Genomic DNA, 18,434 nt, shown 5'->3' on the forward strand with positions numbered 1-18,434 from the left:
CCGCCGCCATCGCGGCCACCGCCGAGCCGTGATCGTCGTGCGCCGCCGGCGGCGCGGGCCGCGGAGCCGCGTGCACCGACTCCCGCACCGTGCCCTCGTCGATGAGCAGCAGCCCGTCGGACTCCCGATGCAGATGCCGTGCCACCCCGTACGGCTTGCCGTCGTCGTCGGGCACGGCGAGCAGAATGACCTGCACGCCGTGGCCCTGCGCCTCCTCCACCGCCTCGGTGAGGTCGTCGTCACCGGAGAGCAGATAGGCGATGTCGATCGTGCGGTTGCGCGCGTGCGTCACCAGATCCAGACCCAGCCGCAGGTCAACCCCCTTCTGTTCGCCCGCGTACGACAGCCGACCCAGCCGCAGCTTGACGCGCGGCATGAGACCCAGCCGCGCCTGCACCCCATCCGGCTGCCCGCCGGTCCCGCTGCCGGAGTCGTACCAGTTCAGCCGCAACAGCGGCAGATGGCTGTCCAGCTCCGCCTGCGAGATGAGCCGCGGGATCAACTCGTCGTGGTCGACGCGCACACCGCTGCGCAGCGAGGTGCCGGTGACCCGGGTCGCCGCCGAAGCAAGCAGATAACCGGCATCGACGTAGAGCGCGCAGCAAGACCTCATCCTCCGATGCTGTCATGACCGGTGCCGGGCGGCGTCGGCGGCGGGCGGCAGCCACGCAGGTAGCCTGTGCGCGTGAGCGAGATCGAGATCGGCCGGGGCAAGCGCGGGCGCCGCGCGTACACCTTCGACGACATCGCGGTCGTGCCGTCGCGGCGCACCCGCGATCCGGAGGAGGTGTCGACGAGCTGGCAGATCGATGCCTATCACTTCGGGTTGCCGATGGTCGCCGCCCCGATGGACTCCGTGATGTCGCCGGCCACCGCCATCCAGTTCGGGCAGATGGGCGGGCTGGGGGTGCTCGACCTCGAGGGTCTGTGGACCCGCTACGAGGACCCGACCCAGCAGTTGGCCGAGATCGCCGCGCTGGAGCCCGCCGCGGTCACCGCGCGCATGCAGGAGATCTACTCGGAGCCGATCAAGCCAGAGCTCATCACGGCACGCCTGCGCGAGATCCGTGACTCGGGTGTGACGGTCGCCGGGGCCCTGTCGCCGCAGCGCACCCAGGAGCACTGGCGCACGGTCGTCGACGCGGGCGTCGACCTGTTCGTCATCCGCGGCACCACCGTCTCCGCCGAACACGTCAGCAGCCACAGCGAGCCGCTGAACCTCAAGCGGTTCATCTACGAACTCGACGTGCCGGTCATCGTCGGTGGCGCCGGTACCTACACCGCCGCGCTGCACCTCATGCGCACCGGCGCGGCCGGGGTGCTCGTCGGCTTCGGCGGCGGCGCCGCCCAGACCACCGTGCAGACCCTCGGCATCTCCACGCCGATGGCGACGGCTATCGCGGATGTCGCGGCGGCGCGACGCGACTACCTCGACGAATCCGGCGGCCGGTACGTGCACGTCATCCCCGACGGCGGCATGGGCCGCTCGGGCGACATCGTCAAGGCCATCGCGTGCGGCGCCGACGCCGTGATGATCGGCGCCGCCCTCGCCCGCGCCCTGGAGGCGCCCGGTCGCGGCTTCCACTGGGGGTCCGAGGCGCACCACGGGCAGTTGCCGCGCGGCGAGCGGGTGGAGGTCGGCGCGATCGCCCCGATGCAGGAGATCCTCTTCGGCCCCGGCCGCAGCGCCGACGGCCGCACGAACTACGTCGGGGCCCTGCGCCGCGCCATGGCCACCACCGGCTACACCGAGGTCAAGGAGTTCCAGCGGGTCGAGGTCGTCGTCGCCCACGGCGCCGGCTGAGGCCCCCGCCGGCGAGTCGCCCCGCTCCGGTCCAGGCCGGGCGGTGGCGACTCGCGCCGACGATCAGGTGCGGGAGCGGATGAGCTTCTTGTTGACGAACTCCTCCATCCCGAAGCGGCCGAGCTCGCGGCCGAACCCGGAGCGCTTGACCCCGCCGAACGGGATCTCGGCCTGGTCCATCAACACGCCGTTGATGTAGACCATGCCGGCCTCGATGCGGTCGGCCACGCGGGCGGCCTGGTCGGCGTCGGTCGTGAAGACGTAGGAGCCGAGGCCGAACGGGGTGTCGTTGGCGACCGAGACGGCCTCCTCCTCGTCGGCGACCTTGAAGACCATGGCGACCGGGCCGAACAGCTCCTGGTGGTAGGCGTCGCTGTCGGGGGTGATGCCGGTGAGGACGCCGGGCGGGAAGAACGCGCCGTTCCGCTCGCCGGCGCTGGCCAGGCTCGCGCCCTCGGCGACCGCCGCCTGCACCTGCTTCTCGAGATTGCGCGCCGCGGTCTCGGACGACAGCGGCGTGATGCCCTCGCCCGCCGCCAGCACCTTTGCGGTGAACTTCGCTGTGAACTCGTCGTAGAGGTCCTCGACGACGACGAAGCGCTTGGCGGCGTTGCACGCCTGGCCCGTGTTGTCGAGCCGGGCCGAGGCGGCGGCGTCGACGACCGCGTCGAGGTCGTCGGTGCTGAGCACGATGAACGGGTCCGCGCCGCCGAGCTCGAGCACGACCTTCTTGAGGTTGCGCCCCGCGATCTCGGCGACGGCTGCGCCCGCCCGCTCGGAGCCGGTCAGCGAGACACCGGCGATGCGAGGATCGGCGATCATGTCCGCGACCTGCTCGTTCGTCGCGTAGACGTTGACGTACGCGCCGGCCGGGAAGCCGGCGTCGTCGAACATCTGCTGCAGCGCGGCCGCCGAGCGCGGGCACTGCGGGGCGTGCTTGAGGATGATCGTGTTGCCGACCATGAGGTTCGGGCCGGCGAACCGCGCCACCTGGTAGTAGGGGAAGTTCCACGGCATGATCCCCAGCAGCGCGCCGAGCGGCGCCCGACGCACGATCGCGGTGCCCTCGGCATCCGGTCCGAGGTCGACCGACTCGTCGGCCAGCTGGGCGGGCCCGTGGTCGGCGTAATAGTCGTAGATGTCGGCCGAGAAGTCGACCTCGCCGAGCGCGTCCTCCATCGGCTTGCCCATCTCGGTGACGATGATCTGGGCAAGCTCCTCGCGGCGCTCCCGGTGCAGGTCGGCGACCTTGTGCACCAAGGCGGCGCGCTCGTCGGCCGTGGAGCTGCGACCCCAGCCCGCGGCGGCCTGCGCGGACGAGGCGAGCGCGGCCTCGATCTGCTCGGCCGTGGCCTCCGGGAAGGTCTCCAGCACTTCTCCGGTGGCCGGGTCGGTGACGACATACATGCTCATGGGTGCTCTTCCTGCTCTCTGTCGACGTCGGTGTCCGAGGCGCGCGTGAGCGCTCCTTGGGTGGAGCCTAGGCCTGTGGGGCCATCGCGCTGATGAGTTCGTACCCGACGTGTGCCGCCGCGATGCCCGTGATCTCGGCGTGGTCGTAGGCCGGGGACACCTCGACGATGTCCGCGCCGACGAGGTTGAGACCCTGCAGCGAGCGCAGGATCGCGAGCAGCTCGCGGCTCGTCAGCCCGCCGGCCTCGGGCGTGCCGGTGCCCGGCGCCGCCGCCGGGTCGAGCACGTCGATGTCGATCGAGACGTAGATCGGCCGGTCGCCCATCCGGGCGCGGATCCGCTCTGCGACCCCAGCGGCCCCCATGTCGTCGAGCTGGTGGGAGCCGACGACCTGGAAGCCGAGCACCTCGTCGTCCGTGAGGTCCTTGCGGGAGTAGAGCGGGCCCCGGATGCCGACGTGCATGCTGCCCGTCTTGTCGATGAGGCCCTCCTCGCTCGCGCGGCGGAACGGCGTTCCGTGGGTGTAGGCCGCCCCGAAATAGGTGTCCCACGTGTCGAGGTGCGCATCGAAGTGGAGCACGGCGACCGGCCCGTGGGCCTCGTGCAGGACGCGCAGGATCGGCAGGGCGATCGTGTGGTCGCCGCCGATCGTCAGGATGCGCCCGCACGTGTCGAGCGTCGCGCGGTAGCCGGCGTCGATGCCCGCGATCGCGTCATCGATGTCGAAGGGGTTGACCGCGAGATCGCCGGCGTCCGCGACCTGCTGGACGCCGAACGGTTCGACATCCTGGATCGGGTTGTAGTTGCGCAGCAGCTTGGAGGAGGCCCGGATGTGCCCGGGGCCGAAGCGCGCCCCCGGCCGGTAGCTCACACCGCTGTCGAAGAGAACCCCGAGGATGCCGATGTCGGCCCGGCCGACCGCCTCGAGGGCGGGCAGCCGGGCGAACGTCGCAGGGCCGGCGTACCGCGGCACCATCGTGGCGTCCACCGGCCCGACTGGGCCGCCGGTCGTGCTGAATGTGTCGTTGCTCATGTGCGTCTTGCCTACGTCTTTCGTGTGATGGGTGTCATCGGTCTCTCGCCCGTCACAGGTTCGCGGTCTCGAGCGCGACGGACTGCTGCGCGCCCAGGTGCGTCGGGGCGAACATCCGCAAGAGGGCCGGGACGACGACGACCGCGGGCCCGGGGGTCTCGAAGGTCGACGCGATGACGTCCTGCACGGTCTCGACCGTGGCCGGGTAGGCGGGGATGTCGAAGCTGCGGGCCAGGGCGACGAAGTCGGGCCGCGCGAGCTCGGTCGCGGTGGCCGCCCCGAACGCGTCCGTCATGTACTCGCGCAGGATGCCGTAGCCTCCGTCGTCGACGATGAGCCATGTGACGTTCGCGTCGTGCTGGCGGGCGGTCGCGAGCTCTGAGATCGAGTACATCGCGCCCCCGTCGCCGGTGACCGCGAGGGTGCGCCGCCCCGTGCCCACGGCAGCACCGAGGGCGGCGGGGAAGGCGAGCCCGAGCCCACCGGCGGCCTGGGCCGTGTGGAATCCGCCGCGCTGGGCATCCCAGGCCGACCACGCCCAGTAGCCGGCGATCGTCATGTCCCAGAACGTCTCGGTGGCGGCGGGTACTGCGGCGCGGATGCCGCGCAGCAGGCTGCGTTCGACGTCGAGGTCCTGCTCCTCGAGCCGCGCCTCGACGCGTCGGCGCAGGTCGGCCGCCACCTCGGCGCCACTGCCGGGGATGGGGGCCAGGCCGCGCGCGACGAGCCCCTCGGCGAAGTCCTCGAGCGCGGCGGCGGCGTCGGCGTGCACGCCCAGCACCTCGTGGTTCGAGCCGAGCACCCGGACCTCGGCGTCCACCTGGATGATGCGACCCGTCGGGGCGAACGTGAAGTAGTTGCTCGGCACCTCCCCGAACGACGTCCCGATCGCCAGCAACACGTCGGCCTGCTCGAGGAGTTCGGTCGTGTACCGGTCCTCGATCCACGAACCAGCGCTCAGCGGGTGGTCGAAGCCGATGGTGCCCTTGCCGGCAGGGGTGGCGACGACGGGGGCGTCGAGGATCTCGGCGAGGGCGACGAGGGCCGCTTCCGCGCCGGGGGAGCGGCGGGCGCCTCCGCCGGCGAGGATGACGGGCCGCTTCGCCTCGGCCAGCAGCGCGACGGCCTGCGCGGTCGCCTCCGGGCGGGGTCGCAGCGGTCCGCGGTCGTCGACCGACAGGTGCTCGACCGGGGGAGCCTGCGTGGCGCCCAGGAGGATGTCCTGCGGGATCTCCACCCACACCGGGCCCGAGGGTGCCCGCAGGGCGATGCCCCAGGCTTCCGCGAGCACGGTGGGGATCTGGTCGGCGGTGCGGATCGTGAACGTCGCCTTGGTGACGTTGCGGGCGCTGGCCTGCTGGTCGTCGAGCTGGTGCAGAAAGCCGCGACGGGCCCCGCCCAGACCGGCCGTCGGGATCTGGCTCGTCACGACGAGCAGCGGCACGCATGCGGCGTACGCCTCCTGCAGGGCGCCGAGCGCGGTGAGCGCGCCCGGGCCGGTGGAGCAGAAGAGGACCCCGACCTCGCCGGTGGAGCGGCTGTAACCGTCGGCGGAGAAGACGGAGTTGTTCTCGATCCGCGAGGACACGAAGGCCAGCGGGCTGCGCCGGATCGCGTCGAAGAGACCGAGGGCGTGCTGCCCGGGGATGCCGAAGACGTGCGTGGCGCCCAGGGCGGTGAGGCTCTCGACGACGAGGTCGCCACCGTTGCGCGTGGTCATGACGGGGTCCCTTCGGTGGCGATGGTCAGCTCGACGGCGCCGAGCCCGGTGAAGTCGGCGACGACGGTGTCGCCGGCGGCGACGGGGATCGGGCGGGTCAGCGTGCCGGTGTTGTGCACGTGGCCGGCGACGAGGCCGTCGCCGCGCTGGGAGCGCTCGTTGGCCAGCCAGGTCATGGCGACGAGGGGGTTGCCCAGCACGCTGTCGGACTGGCCGCTCCCGGCGACCTGTCCGTTGACGCGAACCTCGACGGTGATGTCGGCGAGGTCGAGCTCGCGCCACTGCGTGACTGCCGGCCCGGTGATGAGGGCGCCGTCGGTGCCGTTGTCGGCGATGACGCTGAACGGGTCCTGGTTGGGCCAGTCGTAGAGGTGGCCGGCGACGACCTCGATGCTGCCCGAGACGGATGCGACGGCGGCGGCCACCTCCTCCTGCGTGTAGGGCTGCTCCCGTGGCGGCAACGACTCACCGAGAGTGAAGACGACCTCGGTCTCGATGACCATCGGGGGGAACAGGTCGGGGTCCAGCGTCGCGGGGCTCTCGAAGACCAGGTGCTCGAAGAGCCGGGCGTGGTAGGGGCCGTCGAGACCGAGCAGCTCCTGGATGGCGACGTTCGTTGCGCCGCAGAACCAGCCCTTGATCGGCCAGCCGAGGTCCTGGGCGAGGAGGTCGGCGACGAGGTAGCTCTCCTCGATGTCGCTCGGTGCGACCTGCGCGGGGAGGTGGTCGAGGACGGAATTGTCGCGCCGGGTCTGCGCCAGGAGGGTGGCGGCTCGTCGGAGGTCTTCGACGCGGGGGGTGCTGATGCTCATGATGTTCTTTCTGTGCTCGAGGTTTCGCAGGGCGGTCGGGTCAGTGGATGGGCGCGTGGGCGGGCTCGGGCTCCGGCTCGGGGTCGGCCGTGAGGGCGCCGGGACGCGGGAGGTCTTCGAAGTCGACCGCCGGACGCTTGGGCGTGACCGCCGAGACGATGACGAAGGCCAGGAAGCTGGCGAGCATGCCGTACAGCACCGGCTCGTTCGCGTAGAGGCCGGAGATGAACATGAAGATGACGCACACGACCGTGCCGGCGACGATGGAGGCGACGGCGGCGGCCGTGCCCGAGCGGCGCATGAACAGCGCGCCGATGACCGGCACGAAGACCGCGACGGCCAGGATGTCGGCGGCGACGGTGACGATCCCGACGATGCTGTCGACCCCGAGCGCGATGACGAGCGAGGCGACACAGCTGACGAACAGCGCGATGCGGTTCGGGTTGACCCCGGTCATGCGGTCGCCCCCACAGCGGGCGCAGCACGTCGCGGGTCAGCACGGTCGAAGCCCCGATGAGCAGACCGCTGGCGGTGGACATCGTCGCTGCGACGGCGGCCGCCATGACCACGCCCAGGACGCCGGCGGGCAGGACCAGGGCCGCGGCGGCCGCGTAGGCGTTGTCGGGGGTGTCCAGCGCGGGCATCAGCACGCGGGCTGCCGCGCCGATCAGCGCGCCGGCCGCCCCGTAGAGGGCGCAGTAGATGCCCGCGGTGACGGCACCCCAACGGGCGACGCCGACCGAGCGGGCCGTCGCCAGCCGCTGCCAGTTGCCCTGGTCGACCATGAACCCGAAGAAGAACAGGAGGAAGTAGGAGCCGATGGTGCCCCAACCGATCGCCGTCATCGAGAAGAAGGACTCGGGCAGCGCCTCGCGCATCCCACCGATTCCACCGGCGTTCAGCACCGTCAAAGGCAGGAGGATCAGGAAGATGCCGACCGACTTGATCGTGAACTGCAGGACGTCGGTGAGGGTGATCGACCACATGCCGCCGGCGACGCTGTAAACCACGACGACGATCCAGCCGACGAAGGCGGCGGCGGTCGGGGGAATGTCGAAGACCACTTCGAGAACGGTGCGCATGGCGACGATTTGGGTGGCGCCGACGAGCACCGAGTAGGCGACGACGATGACGGCGCCCATCAAACGCGGCATCGAGCCGTAGCGACGCTCCAGCGCCTCGGGCACGGTGCACACGTCGGCGCGGAAGAGCTTGCCGGCGAAGAGGAGGCCGATCATGGCGATGCCCGCGGAGAACATCAGGACGAGCATCATTCCGGAGATCCCGTACTGATAGCCGAGGCTGACGCCGCCGACCGTGGCCGTGCCGCCGAGGATGACGGTGCTCATCGCCGAGGTGTACATGAAGGGCCCGAGGCGACGGCCGGCGAGGGCGAAGTCGGTGCCGGACTTGCTGTGCTTGACGCCGATATAGCCGGCGCTCGTCATGACGATGAGATAGAGAATGATGACGATCTTGTCGGTCATGGGGGTGCTCCGTTGCGCGTGAAAGGTCTGAAGGAGAAGGGTGAGGCCGATGCCGCGTGGGCGGTAGGTCGGTGGACGTCGATCCGACGGTGGCCGCTGCGTGAGCGGCTGGAGTCTTGGGGATCGCGTCAAACAAGAGCCGTGCCCGCCCGGGTGGCCGACCCGGTTGCGCTTGGCGTGATTGGAGATTAGAGCGCGCGCAACCCACGGGACCATCGAGAGATCTGGCCCCGTGCATAGATGACTTCTATGCTCTGGAGATGTTCACGCTCCAGCAGCTGCGGATCTTCCAGGCGGTCGCGCGGGACGGCTCGATCGGCGGTGGCGCGCTCGCCCTGGGCTTGACGCAGCCGACGGTCTCGCACCATCTCGCCGCACTGGAGAAGGAGCTGGAGACGCCCGTCCTCGTCCGGCACGCCCGCGGGGTGACGCTCACCGACCGGGGCCGCATCCTGCTCACCTATGCCGATCAGATCCTCGGCAGCGCCCAGGGCGCGGTCCAGGCGATCCGGGATCGGGCGCAGCTGGAGGAGGGTGAGCTGCGCATCATGACGTTCGCGACCGCCGGGGCCAGCTTCCTGCCCTCGCTGCTCGCGGAGTTCCATCGCCGCCACCCGGCGGTCCGGATCCGCGTGAGCGAGCACAACGACCCCTCGGGCGGGCTCCTGCAGGTGCGCGACGGCGCCGTCGACTTCGCCTTCATCTTCACGGTGCCGCAGTGGGCCCACAACGTGCCCGAGCTGCGGATCCGGAGCCTGTTCAAGGACCCGCTCGTCGTCGCGCTGCCCTCCTCGCACCGACTCGCGGGGCAGGACGTCGTCGACCTCGCCGACCTGGCCGGCGAGCAGTGGATCACCCAGAACACCGATCACGATGCCCACCACGTCACCCTGCTGAGCGCCTGCACCGCGGCCGGCTTCGCGCCCTCCTGCCCGATCCGCAGCGACGCGTTCGCGACCATCGCGACCTACGTGGCGTTCGGTCTCGGGGTCGCGCTCATCCCCGCGCTCGCCGCGGCGAACATGCCGGCGGGAGTCCGGTGCCTGCCGGTCCGCAGTCCCGGGCTGTTCCGGGAGGTTCGGATGGCCTACCCCGCCGACGACGCGTCGACGCCCGCCAGCGCCTTCGTCCGGGTCATCAGCGCGATCGACGCGCAGTGGTGGCGTCAGTGGACAGATGTCGATTGACGCCGACATCGATTGACGCTGACACGTTTCGATGGCGCTGCCCGGCTCGCCCACGTCGCATCCGGTATGTCGGTGCCGCCACGTAGCCTGGTGACATGGCACCTGAGCAGGTAGGGGAGTCCGTGGCGACGCATGTGGGCGAGGGTTTCGACGGGCCCGCCCGGCACAATCCGGCGGCCGAGCCGGGCCAACCGACCGCGGGCACCTTCGCGCTCGACCCGCACTGGGTCGAGCAGCTCCGGCGGCACGCCATCTGCTCGCCGCGGGCCAAGACGATGGACACGATCACTCCGATGACCGGTCGGGTGCTCGCCCGCCTGCCGGTCAGCAGCGCCGAAGACGTCGAGCAGGCGTACCGGGGCGCCCGGGCGATCCAACCCGCGTGGGCGCAACTGCCCGTGCGGTTGCGGGCACAGATCTTCTCGCGCCTGCACGACCTGTTGCTGGACCGCCAGGGCGAGCTGCTCGACCTCATCCAATTGGAGTCGGGCAAGGCCCGCTACGCGGCCTTCGAGGAGGTCGTCGACGCGGCGCTGGTCTGCCGCCACTATGCGCGGGTCGCGCCCAAGCTGCTCGCCCCCCAGCGCCGGGCGGGGGTGTTCCCGGGGCTGACCCGCGTCGAGCAGGTGCGCCACCCGCACGGCGTCGTCGGCATCGTCGCTCCGTGGAACTATCCGCTGTCGATGGCGCTGACCGACGCGATCCCGGCGCTGCTGGCCGGCAACACCGTGGTGCTGCGGCCCGACCCGCAGGCGAGCCTGACCGCGCTGCTGGTCGCCGACCTGCTGGCGCGCGCCGGCCTGCCGTCGCGGGTGCTGCAGATCGTGCTCGGGCCGGGCCCCACGACGGGCGCGGCGGTGCTGGAGCACGCCGACTACGTGATGTTCACGGGGTCGACGGCGACCGGGCGGCTCGTGGCGCGCGATGCCGGCGCCCGGCTCATCGGCGCAAGCCTCGAGCTGGGCGGCAAGAACCCGATGTACGTGGCCGCCGACGCCGACCTCGACCGGGCCGCAGAGGGTGCGGTGCGGGCGTGCTTCAGTTCGGCCGGACAGCTGTGCATGTCGATCGAGCGGCTGCTGCTGCACGAAGACATCGCCGACGCATTTCTCGAGCGGTTTCTGACTCGCGTGCAATCGCTGGGGCTCGGCACGAACCTGACCTTCGAGGCCGATATGGGCTCCCTCATTTCCCAGGCCCAACTCGACCGGGTCGAAGGGCAGGTGCGCGATGCGCTCGAGCGCGGGGCCGTCGTGCTGGCCGGCGGCCGTGCGCGCCCGGACGTCGGCCCGTGGTTCTACGAGCCGACGGTGCTGACCGACGTGCAGGAGTCGATGACGCTGTGCCGCACGGAGACGTTCGGCCCGGTCGTCGCGGTGTATCGGGTCGGCAGCGACGCCGAAGCCATCGCCCGCGCCAACGACACCGAGTACGGCCTCAACGCCTCGGTGTGGACGCGCGACGGAGCGCGCGGCCGCCGCATCGCCGCCGCCATCCGCGCCGGCACCGTCAACGTCAACGAGGGCTACGGCGCCGCCTACGCCAGCGTCGACGCCCCGATGGGCGGCATGGGCGTCTCCGGCATCGGCCGCCGCCACGGCGACGAGGGCCTGCTCAAATACACCCAGGTGCAGACCATCGCCACCCAACGCGGCCTCGGCCTGGGCGTGCCCGAGGGCATCCCCACCGAGCGCTTCGCCGCAGGCATGACCGGCGTCCTGCGCGTCATGAAGGCCCTCGGCGGCCGCTGACCCTGCCGGCCGCCGCGGGCGGTCCCAGCGGTGCATGAGTGTGAGGGGCCTGGCCGGGCGTTCAGGTGGGCGGGCTAGCCTGGCGTGCGTGTGGCGCACCGCGATCAAACCCAAGTGGCTTGCCCTCCTGGGCTTCGTGGTGCTGGTGCTCGTCATCTTCGCCCAGCTCGGGCTCTGGCAGCTCAACGTGGCCCGCGACACCGCCCACGAGGAGGCGCTGGCGCACTCCAGCTCGCAGCCTCCGATCGCCCTGACCGACGCCCTCGCGCCGCACCAGCCGATGACCTCCGAGCTGGCGGGGCGCACCGTGACGGTGCACGGCCGCTACGACCCGCAGCTGCAGGTCATCGTCACCGACCGGCGCCTGGACGGGCAGCCCGGCTACTGGGTCGTGACCCCGGTGACCGTCGAACCCGGCGGCGCGCACCTGGCGGTCGTCCGGGGCTTCACCACCGACCCTGCCTCGGTGCCCGCCCCGCAGGCCGGCGACGTGCAGCTCTCCGGGCTGCTCGCCCCGGGGGAGTCCGCACCGAATGAGCCGAAGCCCCTGCAACCGGGGCAGATGCAGACCGTCGACCTCGCCGAACTCGTCAACGTCTGGCCCGGCGCGCTGTACAACGCGATGCTCTTTCCGACCGACCAGGTGCCTGCCGCGCCCGCCGGCATCACCCACATCCCGCCGCCCGACCTCGGCAGCGACGGTTTCGCCTGGCGCAACCTCGCCTACGCGCTGCAGTGGTGGATCTTCGCGTTGTTCGCCCTCTACATGTGGTGGCGAATGGTTCGCGAGGAGCACGAGCGGCTGGCCCTGGCCGCCGGGGGTCCGCCCGCCGACGAACCCCCGGCACCTGCCGATCTCCCAGAGATCACCGACCACGCCCAGACGAAGGAGCGAACGCCGTGACCAGCCGGACCCCGCAGGACCAGGAGCGAGCCCAAACGGCTGTGCCGCATGGCTACGACGTCGCACGCGTGGCCAAGGCACTGCCGTTCTTCCGCATCATGGCGGTCATCGTCGGCTTCGGCCTGCTGCTGCTCGTGCTGGAGATGGTGCTCAAGTACGGCTTCAACAACGACATCCTCGCGTGGTGGGCGATGCCGCACGGCTTCCTCTACATGGTCTACCTCGGCGCCACCGTCAACCTGGGGCTGCCCGCCCGCTGGTCGCTGCCCAAGCTCATCGGCGTGATGCTCGCCGGCTGCGTGCCGTTCTTCTCCTTCTGGGTCGAGCACAAGGTCAACGCCGCCGAGCACGCCACCCTGGCCGCGGTCCAGAACTGAGCGTCACCGCCCCTGGTAGTCGCCGGGACGCTTCTGCGTGAACGCCCCCAGCGCCTCGCGGTGGTCGTCCGTGTGGTGCGCCAAGGCCTGCATCGCCGCGGAGAACTCCAGCAGCGACTCCAGCGACTGGTGCTGGGACTCGCGCAGCAGCCGCTTGGCCATCCGCACGGCCAGCGGCGGGTTCTTGGCGACCCGACCGGCCAGCGTGTGGGCCGCGCCCAGCAGCGCGTCGGGCTCGACGACATCGTTGACCAGGCCCCACTCCAATGCCTGCGCGGCGGACACGCGGTCTCCGGTCAACGCCATCTCCGCTGCCCGCGCCGGCCCGACGGCCTTGGTCAGCAGCCACGCGCCGCCGTCGCCGGGGATCATGCCCAGCTGCACGAAGCTCTCGGCGAAGAACGCCCGCGACGAGGCGACCCGCAGGTCACACATGAGCGACAGGTCGCAGCCCGCGCCCACCGCCGGGCCGTTGACGGCCGCCACCACGGGCACCTCACAGTGGTAGAGCGCCCGCGGGATCCGTTGAATGCCAGCGCGATAGCCCTCGCGCAGCACGTGCGGGCTGCCGCCGAACATCCCGGACCGATCCACCATGTCTTTGACGTTGCCGCCGGCGCTGAACGCCGACCCCGCCCCCGTAAGCACCACCGCCCGCACGTCGGTGTCGGCGTTGACCGCCGTCACGGCCGCGACGATCGCCTCGATCATCGGCGCCCCCGAGATCGGATTGCGCGCCTCCGGCAGGTTCAACGTCCAGGTCTCGATGTGCCCCTCGCGGTCGACGAGCAGCGGCGGTTCGGCGGTCATGTGTGCTTCTCCTCCGGGTGGGCGATGGCGCCACCGTAGACGCTGCCGCCCGCCCGCAGGGCGCGATCCCGGCGCGATCGGGGCGCGCTTGTAGACTCGCCGCCGTGAGCGACCCGCACGCAAAACCCGTCCTCGTCGTCGACTACGGGGCCCAGTACGCCCAGCTCATCGCGCGCCGCGTACGAGAGGCCAACGCGTTCAGCGAGGTCGTGCCGCACACGACCCCCGTCGCCGACCTGTTGGCGCGCGATCCGGGGGCGATCATCCTCTCCGGGGGACCCTCCTCGGTGTACGCCGAGGGCGCTCCCGGCCTCGACCCCGCGCTGCTGGAGGCGGGCGTGCCGGTGTTCGGAATGTGTTACGGATTCCAGGCGATGGCCCAAGCTCTCGGCGGGACCGTCGAACGCACCGGCTTGCGGGAGTACGGCTCCACACCCGCAAACGTGCGCGAGGGCGGCTCGACCCTGTTCAAGGGGCAGCCCGAGGAACAGTCCGTGTGGATGTCGCACGGTGACGCGGTCACCAAGGCGCCCGAGCGCATGCAGGTCACCGCCGACACTCCGAACGCGCCCGTCGCCGCCTTCGAGGACGACGAGCGTCGCCTCTACGGGGTGCAGTGGCACCCGGAGGTCATGCACAGCACGTTCGGTCAGCGGGTGCTGGAGAACTTCCTGCGTGACGGCGCCGGGCTGGCCTGTGACTGGACTCCGGCGAGCATCGTCACTGAGCAGGTCGAGCGCATCCGCGCGCAGGTCGGTGACGCGCGGGTCATCTGCGGGCTCTCCGGCGGGGTGGACTCCTCGGTCGCGGCGGCGCTCGTGCAGAAGGCCGTCGGTGACCAGTTGACCTGCGTGTTCGTCGACCACGGGCTGCTGCGCCAGGGTGAGGCCGAGCAGGTCGAGGAGGACTTCGTGCAGGCCACCGGCGTCGACCTGGTGACGGTCGATGCCGCCGAGCAGTTCTTGACCGCGCTCGCCGGCGTCAGCGACCCCGAGACCAAGCGCAAGATCATCGGTCGGGAGTTCATCCGCTGCTTCGAGCAGGCCGCGCGCGACATCGTCGGCGGCGCGCAGGCCGACGGGCATCCGGTGCGCTTCCTCGTGCAGGGCACGCTCTACCCGGATGTCGTGGAGTCCGGTGGCGGCAGCGGCACCGCCAACATCAAGAGCCACCACAACGTCGGCGGCCTGCCCGACGACCTGCAGTTCACGCTGGTGGAGCCGCTGCGGGACCTGTTCAAGGACGAGGTGCGCCAGGTCGGCCTGGAGCTGGGGGTGCCCGAGGGCATCGTGTGGCGGCAGCCGTTCCCGGGGCCGGGGCTGGGCATCCGCATCATCGGCGAGGTGACCGCCGATCGCCTGGCGACGCTGCGGGCGGCCGACGCGATCGTGCGCGCCGAGCTGACCGAGGCGGGCCTGGACCGCGAGATCTGGCAGTGCCCCGTCGTGTTGCTCGCCGACATCCGGTCGGTGGGGGTGCAGGGCGACGGCCGCACCTACGGCCACCCCATCGTCCTGCGGCCCGTGAGCAGCGAAGACGCGATGACCGCCGACTGGACGCGGGTTCCCTTCGACGTGCTCGCCGGCATCTCCACACGCATCACCAACGAGGTCCCCGAGGTCAACCGGGTGGTGCTGGACGTGACGTCCAAGCCCCCCGGCACCATCGAGTGGGAGTGACCCGCGGGTACGGCGGCTGCGCCGGTCTGCGGTCGGCGAGGCGTGGAGCGGGGCACTCCTGCGACCAGAGGGCTCGAGTGGGAGTGACCCGCGGGTACGGCGGCTGCGCCGGTCTGCGGTCGGCGAGGCGTGGAGCGGGGCACTCCTGCGACCAGAGGGCTCGAGTGGGAGTGACCCAGGAGTGACCCGCGAAAGATAGTGTTCGCTTTTACACGGTCAGGTGAGTAAAAGCGAACACTATCTTTGGTCCGCGGCGCAGGAATGCGGGGTGACCGGGGTTCTCGGGGGCTATGGGGTGCTGTGCGAGGATCGATGGCAGCACCCGAACGGCACCGAGCAGCAGGAGGCGTGATGTTGGGAGACTCGCGGACGCACGGCCCGGATTTGCGGCGTGCGGTGCAGGGCTATTACGACGCCTTGGACGCCGACGACATGGAGTCGGTGCTGGAGTTCTTCAGCGGTGACGTGCTGTATCAGCGTCCCGGATACCAGCGGATGGTCGGCATCGACGACGTGCGCCGGTACTACGAGCAGGGTCGCCTGATCGCCCCGGGCCGGCACGTGCTGCGCACGCTGGTCGTCGAGGGCAACAATGTGGCCGCGCACGGCGAGTACGAGGGCGACCTCAAGGAGGGCGGCCGGCGCACGGTCGGCTTCGCCGCGTTCTTCGTCTTCGACGGCAACGGCCGCGCCGCCGAGCATACGACGTACTTCTTCACGCCTTCGGTCTGAGCTCGGCTACCCCGTCGCGCGTTCACTCGGCCAGTTGCATCTCTGGCGGCGCCTTCCGGAAGCCGCGGGTCAGCACCGCCAGCCACAGCACCCCGAGCGCCAGCCACGCGCAGCCCAGGCTCACGGCGTGCGAGTCGAGTTGGGTCAGTAGGTAAAGCGAGATGACGGCGCCCAATCCGGGGGCGATGAGGCTGGGAAAGACCCGCAGCGGGTCGCCTTCTCGCCGCCTGCGCAGGAAGTGCGCGATGACCGACACGTTGACCATCGTGAACGCGATGAACGCGCCGAAGTTGATGAACGACGTCGAGGTCGTGACGTCCATGAACAGGCCGAGCAGGCCGACGGCTCCGGAGAGCAGGATGTTCAGCACCGGGGTGCGGAACCTGGGATGCAGGAAGCCGAAGAACTGACGTGGCAGCGCACCGTCGCGTCCCATGGCGTAGGTGAGCCGCGCGGCGCTGGCCTGCGCGGCGATGCCTGAGCCGAACTGTGTGACGACCAGCCCGGCCAGGAAGACGGCGGAGAAGAGGTTGCCGCCGATCGTGCGCGCCATCTCGAAGGCGGCGGAGTCGGTGTCCGCGAAGGCGGTGCCGGGGTGTACCAGCTGGGCGACGTACCCGATGAGCACGAACACCCCGCCGCCGATGAGCGCGATGAGGAGTATCGCGCGCGGCATGTCCCGTTTCGGGTTGCGGGCTTCCTCCGCCAGTGTCGTGACCGCGTCGAATCCGAGAAACGAGTAGGCGGCGACGGCGGCACCCGCGGAGATCATCGCGATGCTTGTCGTGTCGTTCCAGAACGGTTCGGCGCTGATGACGCTCTGGCCGTCACCGATCAGCGAGGCGATGCTGAAGCCGACAAAGAGCACGATGACCAGGCACTGGAAGGCCATCAGCAGCATCGACGCACGTTCGGCCACGACGACGCCGAGGATGTTGAGCACGGTCGTGACCGCGATGAAGGCCAGGATCCACACCCCGTGCGGGACCCCGGGGAAGGCCGCCCCGAGGAACGAGGCGCCGATGAGCCAGATGACCATCGGCAGGAAGAAGTAGTCCAGCAGCGCGGCCCAACCGACGAGGAAGCCGCTGTGCGAGTTGATCGAACGCCGCACGTACGTGTAGGCGGAGCCGGCCACTGGGTGCAGCCGGGCCATCCGCCCGTACGAGAGCGCAGTGAACAGCATTGCTGCCAGCGCCAGAAGGTAGGCCGACGGCACCGCGCCGCCGCTCTCGACGGCGATGACCCCGAATGTGCCGAGAACGATGAGGGGGGCCATGTACGAGACCCCGAAGAGAACCAACGAGCCGAGCCCGAGGGCGCGGACGAGAGTGGGTGTTTCGTTGCCGCGGGAAGTTTGCAGGATGTCTGACACGTAAGTCCCCGTTCTCGCGACGGATTGCCGCGTAATGCAGGGGAACTTAGGGCTGGCGTGTTTCGCCCGTGTCACGGCCAGAGGTCGAACTCAGCCGAATCTCATGAGGACCGCCGTCCACCGCCGGGCGGTCCATCCGAGGTTCAGGCGACCGTGTGGCCGGGGCGTTCGTGCAGCGCGGTCATCGCCGCCGGCTGGTAGGCGCAGGTGGGGTCGGAGGCGAGCAGGTCGCCGGTGACCGCGTAGGCGTGGGAGCGGGAGCCGCCGCACACCTCCTTGAACTCGCACACCCCGCACTTGCCGGCGAACCGGGCCGGGTCGCGCAGGGAGCGCAGCAGCTCGCTCTCCCGGTAGATCTCCCGGAACCCCGAATCCTTGACGTTGCCGCAGCGGTGCGGCAGGAACCCCGAGGGGTAGACGTCGCCGTGGTGGTCGACGAACGAGAACCCCCGACCGGAGTTGACGTCGATCGGTGGCCGAGGCGGGCGGGTGCGGGTCGGGCGCTCGGCGAGGATCTGCTCGGAGGCCGCCCGCAACCGCTCGAACAGGGGGCCGTGCTCGATGGTCTCGCCGGTCTGGGCGGCCCGGGTGCGTTGGATGGCGACGCGTCGGTAGTGGGGCGCCTCGGTGGCCTTGACGGCGACCTTGTCGGAGATGTCGTACATCCAGTGCAGCACGTCTTCGACCTCGGGAGCACTGAGTGCCTGTAGCTGCTGGCCGCGGCCGGTGGGCACGAGGAAGAAGATGCTCCACAGGGAGGTCTGGGCGTCGAGCACGAGCCGCAGTAGCTGCGGGAATTCCTCGACGTTGGCGCGGGTGACCGTCGAGTTGATCTGCAGCCGGAAGCCGGCGTCCCGCACCTGCTGCGCCGCTTTGAGGGTCGCGTCGAACACGCCGGGAAAGCCGCGGAACGAGTCGTGGGTGGCGGCGCTGGCACCATCCAGCGAGAGCGACATCGCGCCCGCGCCGGCCTCGCGCAGGGTCGCGAGCACGTCGGGCTGCAGCCGTGGCGTCACCGACGGGGAGAGCGCCATGTGCAGCCCGAGACCGTGGCCGTGCTCGACGAGTGCGGCCAGGTCGGGCCGTTCGAAGGGGTCGCCGCCGGTCAGCACGACGATCGGATAGGGAGCGCCGAAGGCCGCGAGGTCGTCCAGCAGCGCTTTGCCTTGCTCGGTGCTCAGCTCGGCCGGGTCGCGGTGGTGTTGGGCGTCGGCGCGGCAGTGCCGGCAGACCAGGGCGCAGGCCCGCGTGACCTCCCAGATGACGATCATCGGCCGGTCGCCCGCGTCGTGCCGCAGCCGGCGCACCGCCCGCTGTCCGCGCATCGATGGGTCGCTTGTTGCCCCCGGG

General features: G+C 70.8%; 16 protein-coding genes. 7 read left to right on the forward strand and 9 right to left on the reverse strand.

What is annotated here, in order from left to right; genetic code table 11:
* Positions 1 to 613 (reverse strand): NYN domain-containing protein (locus KILIM_RS16455; protein WP_006593858.1); only part of this gene is annotated, 613 nt, incomplete at its 3' end.
* A 72-nt stretch (positions 614 to 685) separates the two neighbouring features.
* On the opposite strand from KILIM_RS16455, the gene KILIM_RS16460 reads away from it, so the two are divergent.
* Positions 686 to 1,804: a GuaB3 family IMP dehydrogenase-related protein gene (locus KILIM_RS16460; protein ID WP_040563670.1), complete on the forward strand. Its 1,119-nt coding sequence runs from the start codon at positions 686 to 688 to the stop codon at positions 1,802 to 1,804.
* 63 nt (positions 1,805 to 1,867) lie between these two features.
* On the opposite strand, the gene KILIM_RS16465 is transcribed toward KILIM_RS16460, so the two are convergent.
* The 5 genes from KILIM_RS16465 to KILIM_RS16485 form a co-directional block, all read right to left on the reverse strand.
* A complete protein-coding gene (locus KILIM_RS16465; protein WP_006593860.1) occupies positions 1,868 to 3,217 on the reverse strand; it encodes an NAD-dependent succinate-semialdehyde dehydrogenase in 1,350 nt (449 codons plus the stop codon).
* Between the two features lie 67 nt (positions 3,218 to 3,284).
* The gene (gene speB, locus KILIM_RS16470; protein WP_006593861.1) at positions 3,285 to 4,250 is read right to left on the reverse strand and encodes an agmatinase; all 966 of its coding nucleotides are present in this window, start codon (positions 4,248 to 4,250) and stop codon (positions 3,285 to 3,287) included.
* A 52-nt stretch (positions 4,251 to 4,302) separates the two neighbouring features.
* Entirely contained in the window at positions 4,303 to 5,970 is a 1,668-nt protein-coding gene (locus KILIM_RS16475) for a thiamine pyrophosphate-binding protein (RefSeq protein ID WP_006593862.1), read from the reverse strand.
* The gene (locus KILIM_RS16480) at positions 5,967 to 6,782 is read right to left on the reverse strand and encodes a 2-keto-4-pentenoate hydratase (RefSeq protein WP_006593863.1); all 816 of its coding nucleotides are present in this window, start codon (positions 6,780 to 6,782) and stop codon (positions 5,967 to 5,969) included. Before KILIM_RS16480 ends, KILIM_RS16475 begins: the two co-directional genes overlap by 4 nt.
* Positions 6,779 to 8,269, reverse strand: a complete 1,491-nt coding sequence (locus KILIM_RS16485; protein WP_006593864.1) for a sodium:solute symporter family transporter — start codon at positions 8,267 to 8,269, stop codon at positions 6,779 to 6,781. The genes KILIM_RS16480 and KILIM_RS16485 overlap by 4 nt, the downstream gene beginning before the upstream one ends.
* A 260-nt stretch (positions 8,270 to 8,529) precedes the next feature.
* On the opposite strand from KILIM_RS16485, the gene KILIM_RS16490 reads away from it, so the two are divergent.
* The 4 genes from KILIM_RS16490 (at position 8,530) to KILIM_RS16505 (ending at position 12,488) form a co-directional block, all read left to right on the forward strand.
* Positions 8,530 to 9,456 carry a LysR family transcriptional regulator gene (locus KILIM_RS16490; protein WP_006593865.1) on the forward strand — a complete coding sequence of 309 codons (927 nt, stop codon included), beginning with the start codon at positions 8,530 to 8,532 and terminating at the stop codon, positions 9,454 to 9,456.
* Positions 9,457 to 9,551: 95 nt separating this feature from the next.
* Positions 9,552 to 11,207: a succinic semialdehyde dehydrogenase gene (locus KILIM_RS16495; RefSeq protein ID WP_157551772.1), complete on the forward strand. Its 1,656-nt coding sequence runs from the start codon at positions 9,552 to 9,554 to the stop codon at positions 11,205 to 11,207.
* Positions 11,208 to 11,295: 88 nt separating this feature from the next.
* On the forward strand, positions 11,296 to 12,111 hold the full coding sequence (locus KILIM_RS16500; RefSeq protein WP_051988844.1) for an SURF1 family protein: 816 nt from the start codon (positions 11,296 to 11,298) through the stop codon (positions 12,109 to 12,111).
* Complete coding sequence (locus KILIM_RS16505) at positions 12,108 to 12,488, forward strand: DUF3817 domain-containing protein (protein WP_006593868.1); 381 nt, start codon at positions 12,108 to 12,110, stop codon at positions 12,486 to 12,488. The genes KILIM_RS16500 and KILIM_RS16505 overlap by 4 nt, the downstream gene beginning before the upstream one ends.
* A 3-nt stretch (positions 12,489 to 12,491) precedes the next feature.
* Here KILIM_RS16505 and KILIM_RS16510 read toward each other — a convergent pair whose 3' ends face one another.
* A complete protein-coding gene (locus tag KILIM_RS16510) occupies positions 12,492 to 13,298 on the reverse strand; it encodes a crotonase/enoyl-CoA hydratase family protein (protein WP_006593869.1) in 807 nt (268 codons plus the stop codon).
* Positions 13,299 to 13,402: 104 nt separating this feature from the next.
* Between KILIM_RS16510 and guaA the strand changes: the two genes are divergently transcribed.
* Both guaA and KILIM_RS16520 read left to right on the forward strand, forming a co-directional pair.
* Positions 13,403 to 14,977, forward strand: coding sequence for a glutamine-hydrolyzing GMP synthase (gene guaA, locus KILIM_RS16515; RefSeq protein ID WP_006593870.1), 1,575 nt, complete (start codon positions 13,403 to 13,405; stop codon positions 14,975 to 14,977).
* Positions 14,978 to 15,328: 351 nt separating this feature from the next.
* The gene (locus tag KILIM_RS16520) at positions 15,329 to 15,709 is read left to right on the forward strand and encodes a nuclear transport factor 2 family protein (RefSeq protein ID WP_006593871.1); all 381 of its coding nucleotides are present in this window, start codon (positions 15,329 to 15,331) and stop codon (positions 15,707 to 15,709) included.
* 22 nt (positions 15,710 to 15,731) lie between these two features.
* Here the strand turns inward: KILIM_RS16520 and KILIM_RS16525 are convergent, their stop codons facing one another.
* Together KILIM_RS16525 and KILIM_RS16530 are read right to left on the reverse strand one after the other, a co-directional pair.
* Positions 15,732 to 17,084 carry an APC family permease gene (locus KILIM_RS16525; RefSeq protein ID WP_006593872.1) on the reverse strand — a complete coding sequence of 451 codons (1,353 nt, stop codon included), beginning with the start codon at positions 17,082 to 17,084 and terminating at the stop codon, positions 15,732 to 15,734.
* 143 nt (positions 17,085 to 17,227) lie between these two features.
* Positions 17,228 to 18,409: a TIGR04053 family radical SAM/SPASM domain-containing protein gene (locus tag KILIM_RS16530; protein WP_040563665.1), complete on the reverse strand. Its 1,182-nt coding sequence runs from the start codon at positions 18,407 to 18,409 to the stop codon at positions 17,228 to 17,230.
* Between the last annotated feature and the right edge of the window lie 25 nt (positions 18,410 to 18,434).

This window comes from Kineosphaera limosa NBRC 100340, from assembly GCF_000298215.1.
Lineage (GTDB): Bacteria > Actinomycetota > Actinomycetes > Actinomycetales > Dermatophilaceae > Kineosphaera > Kineosphaera limosa.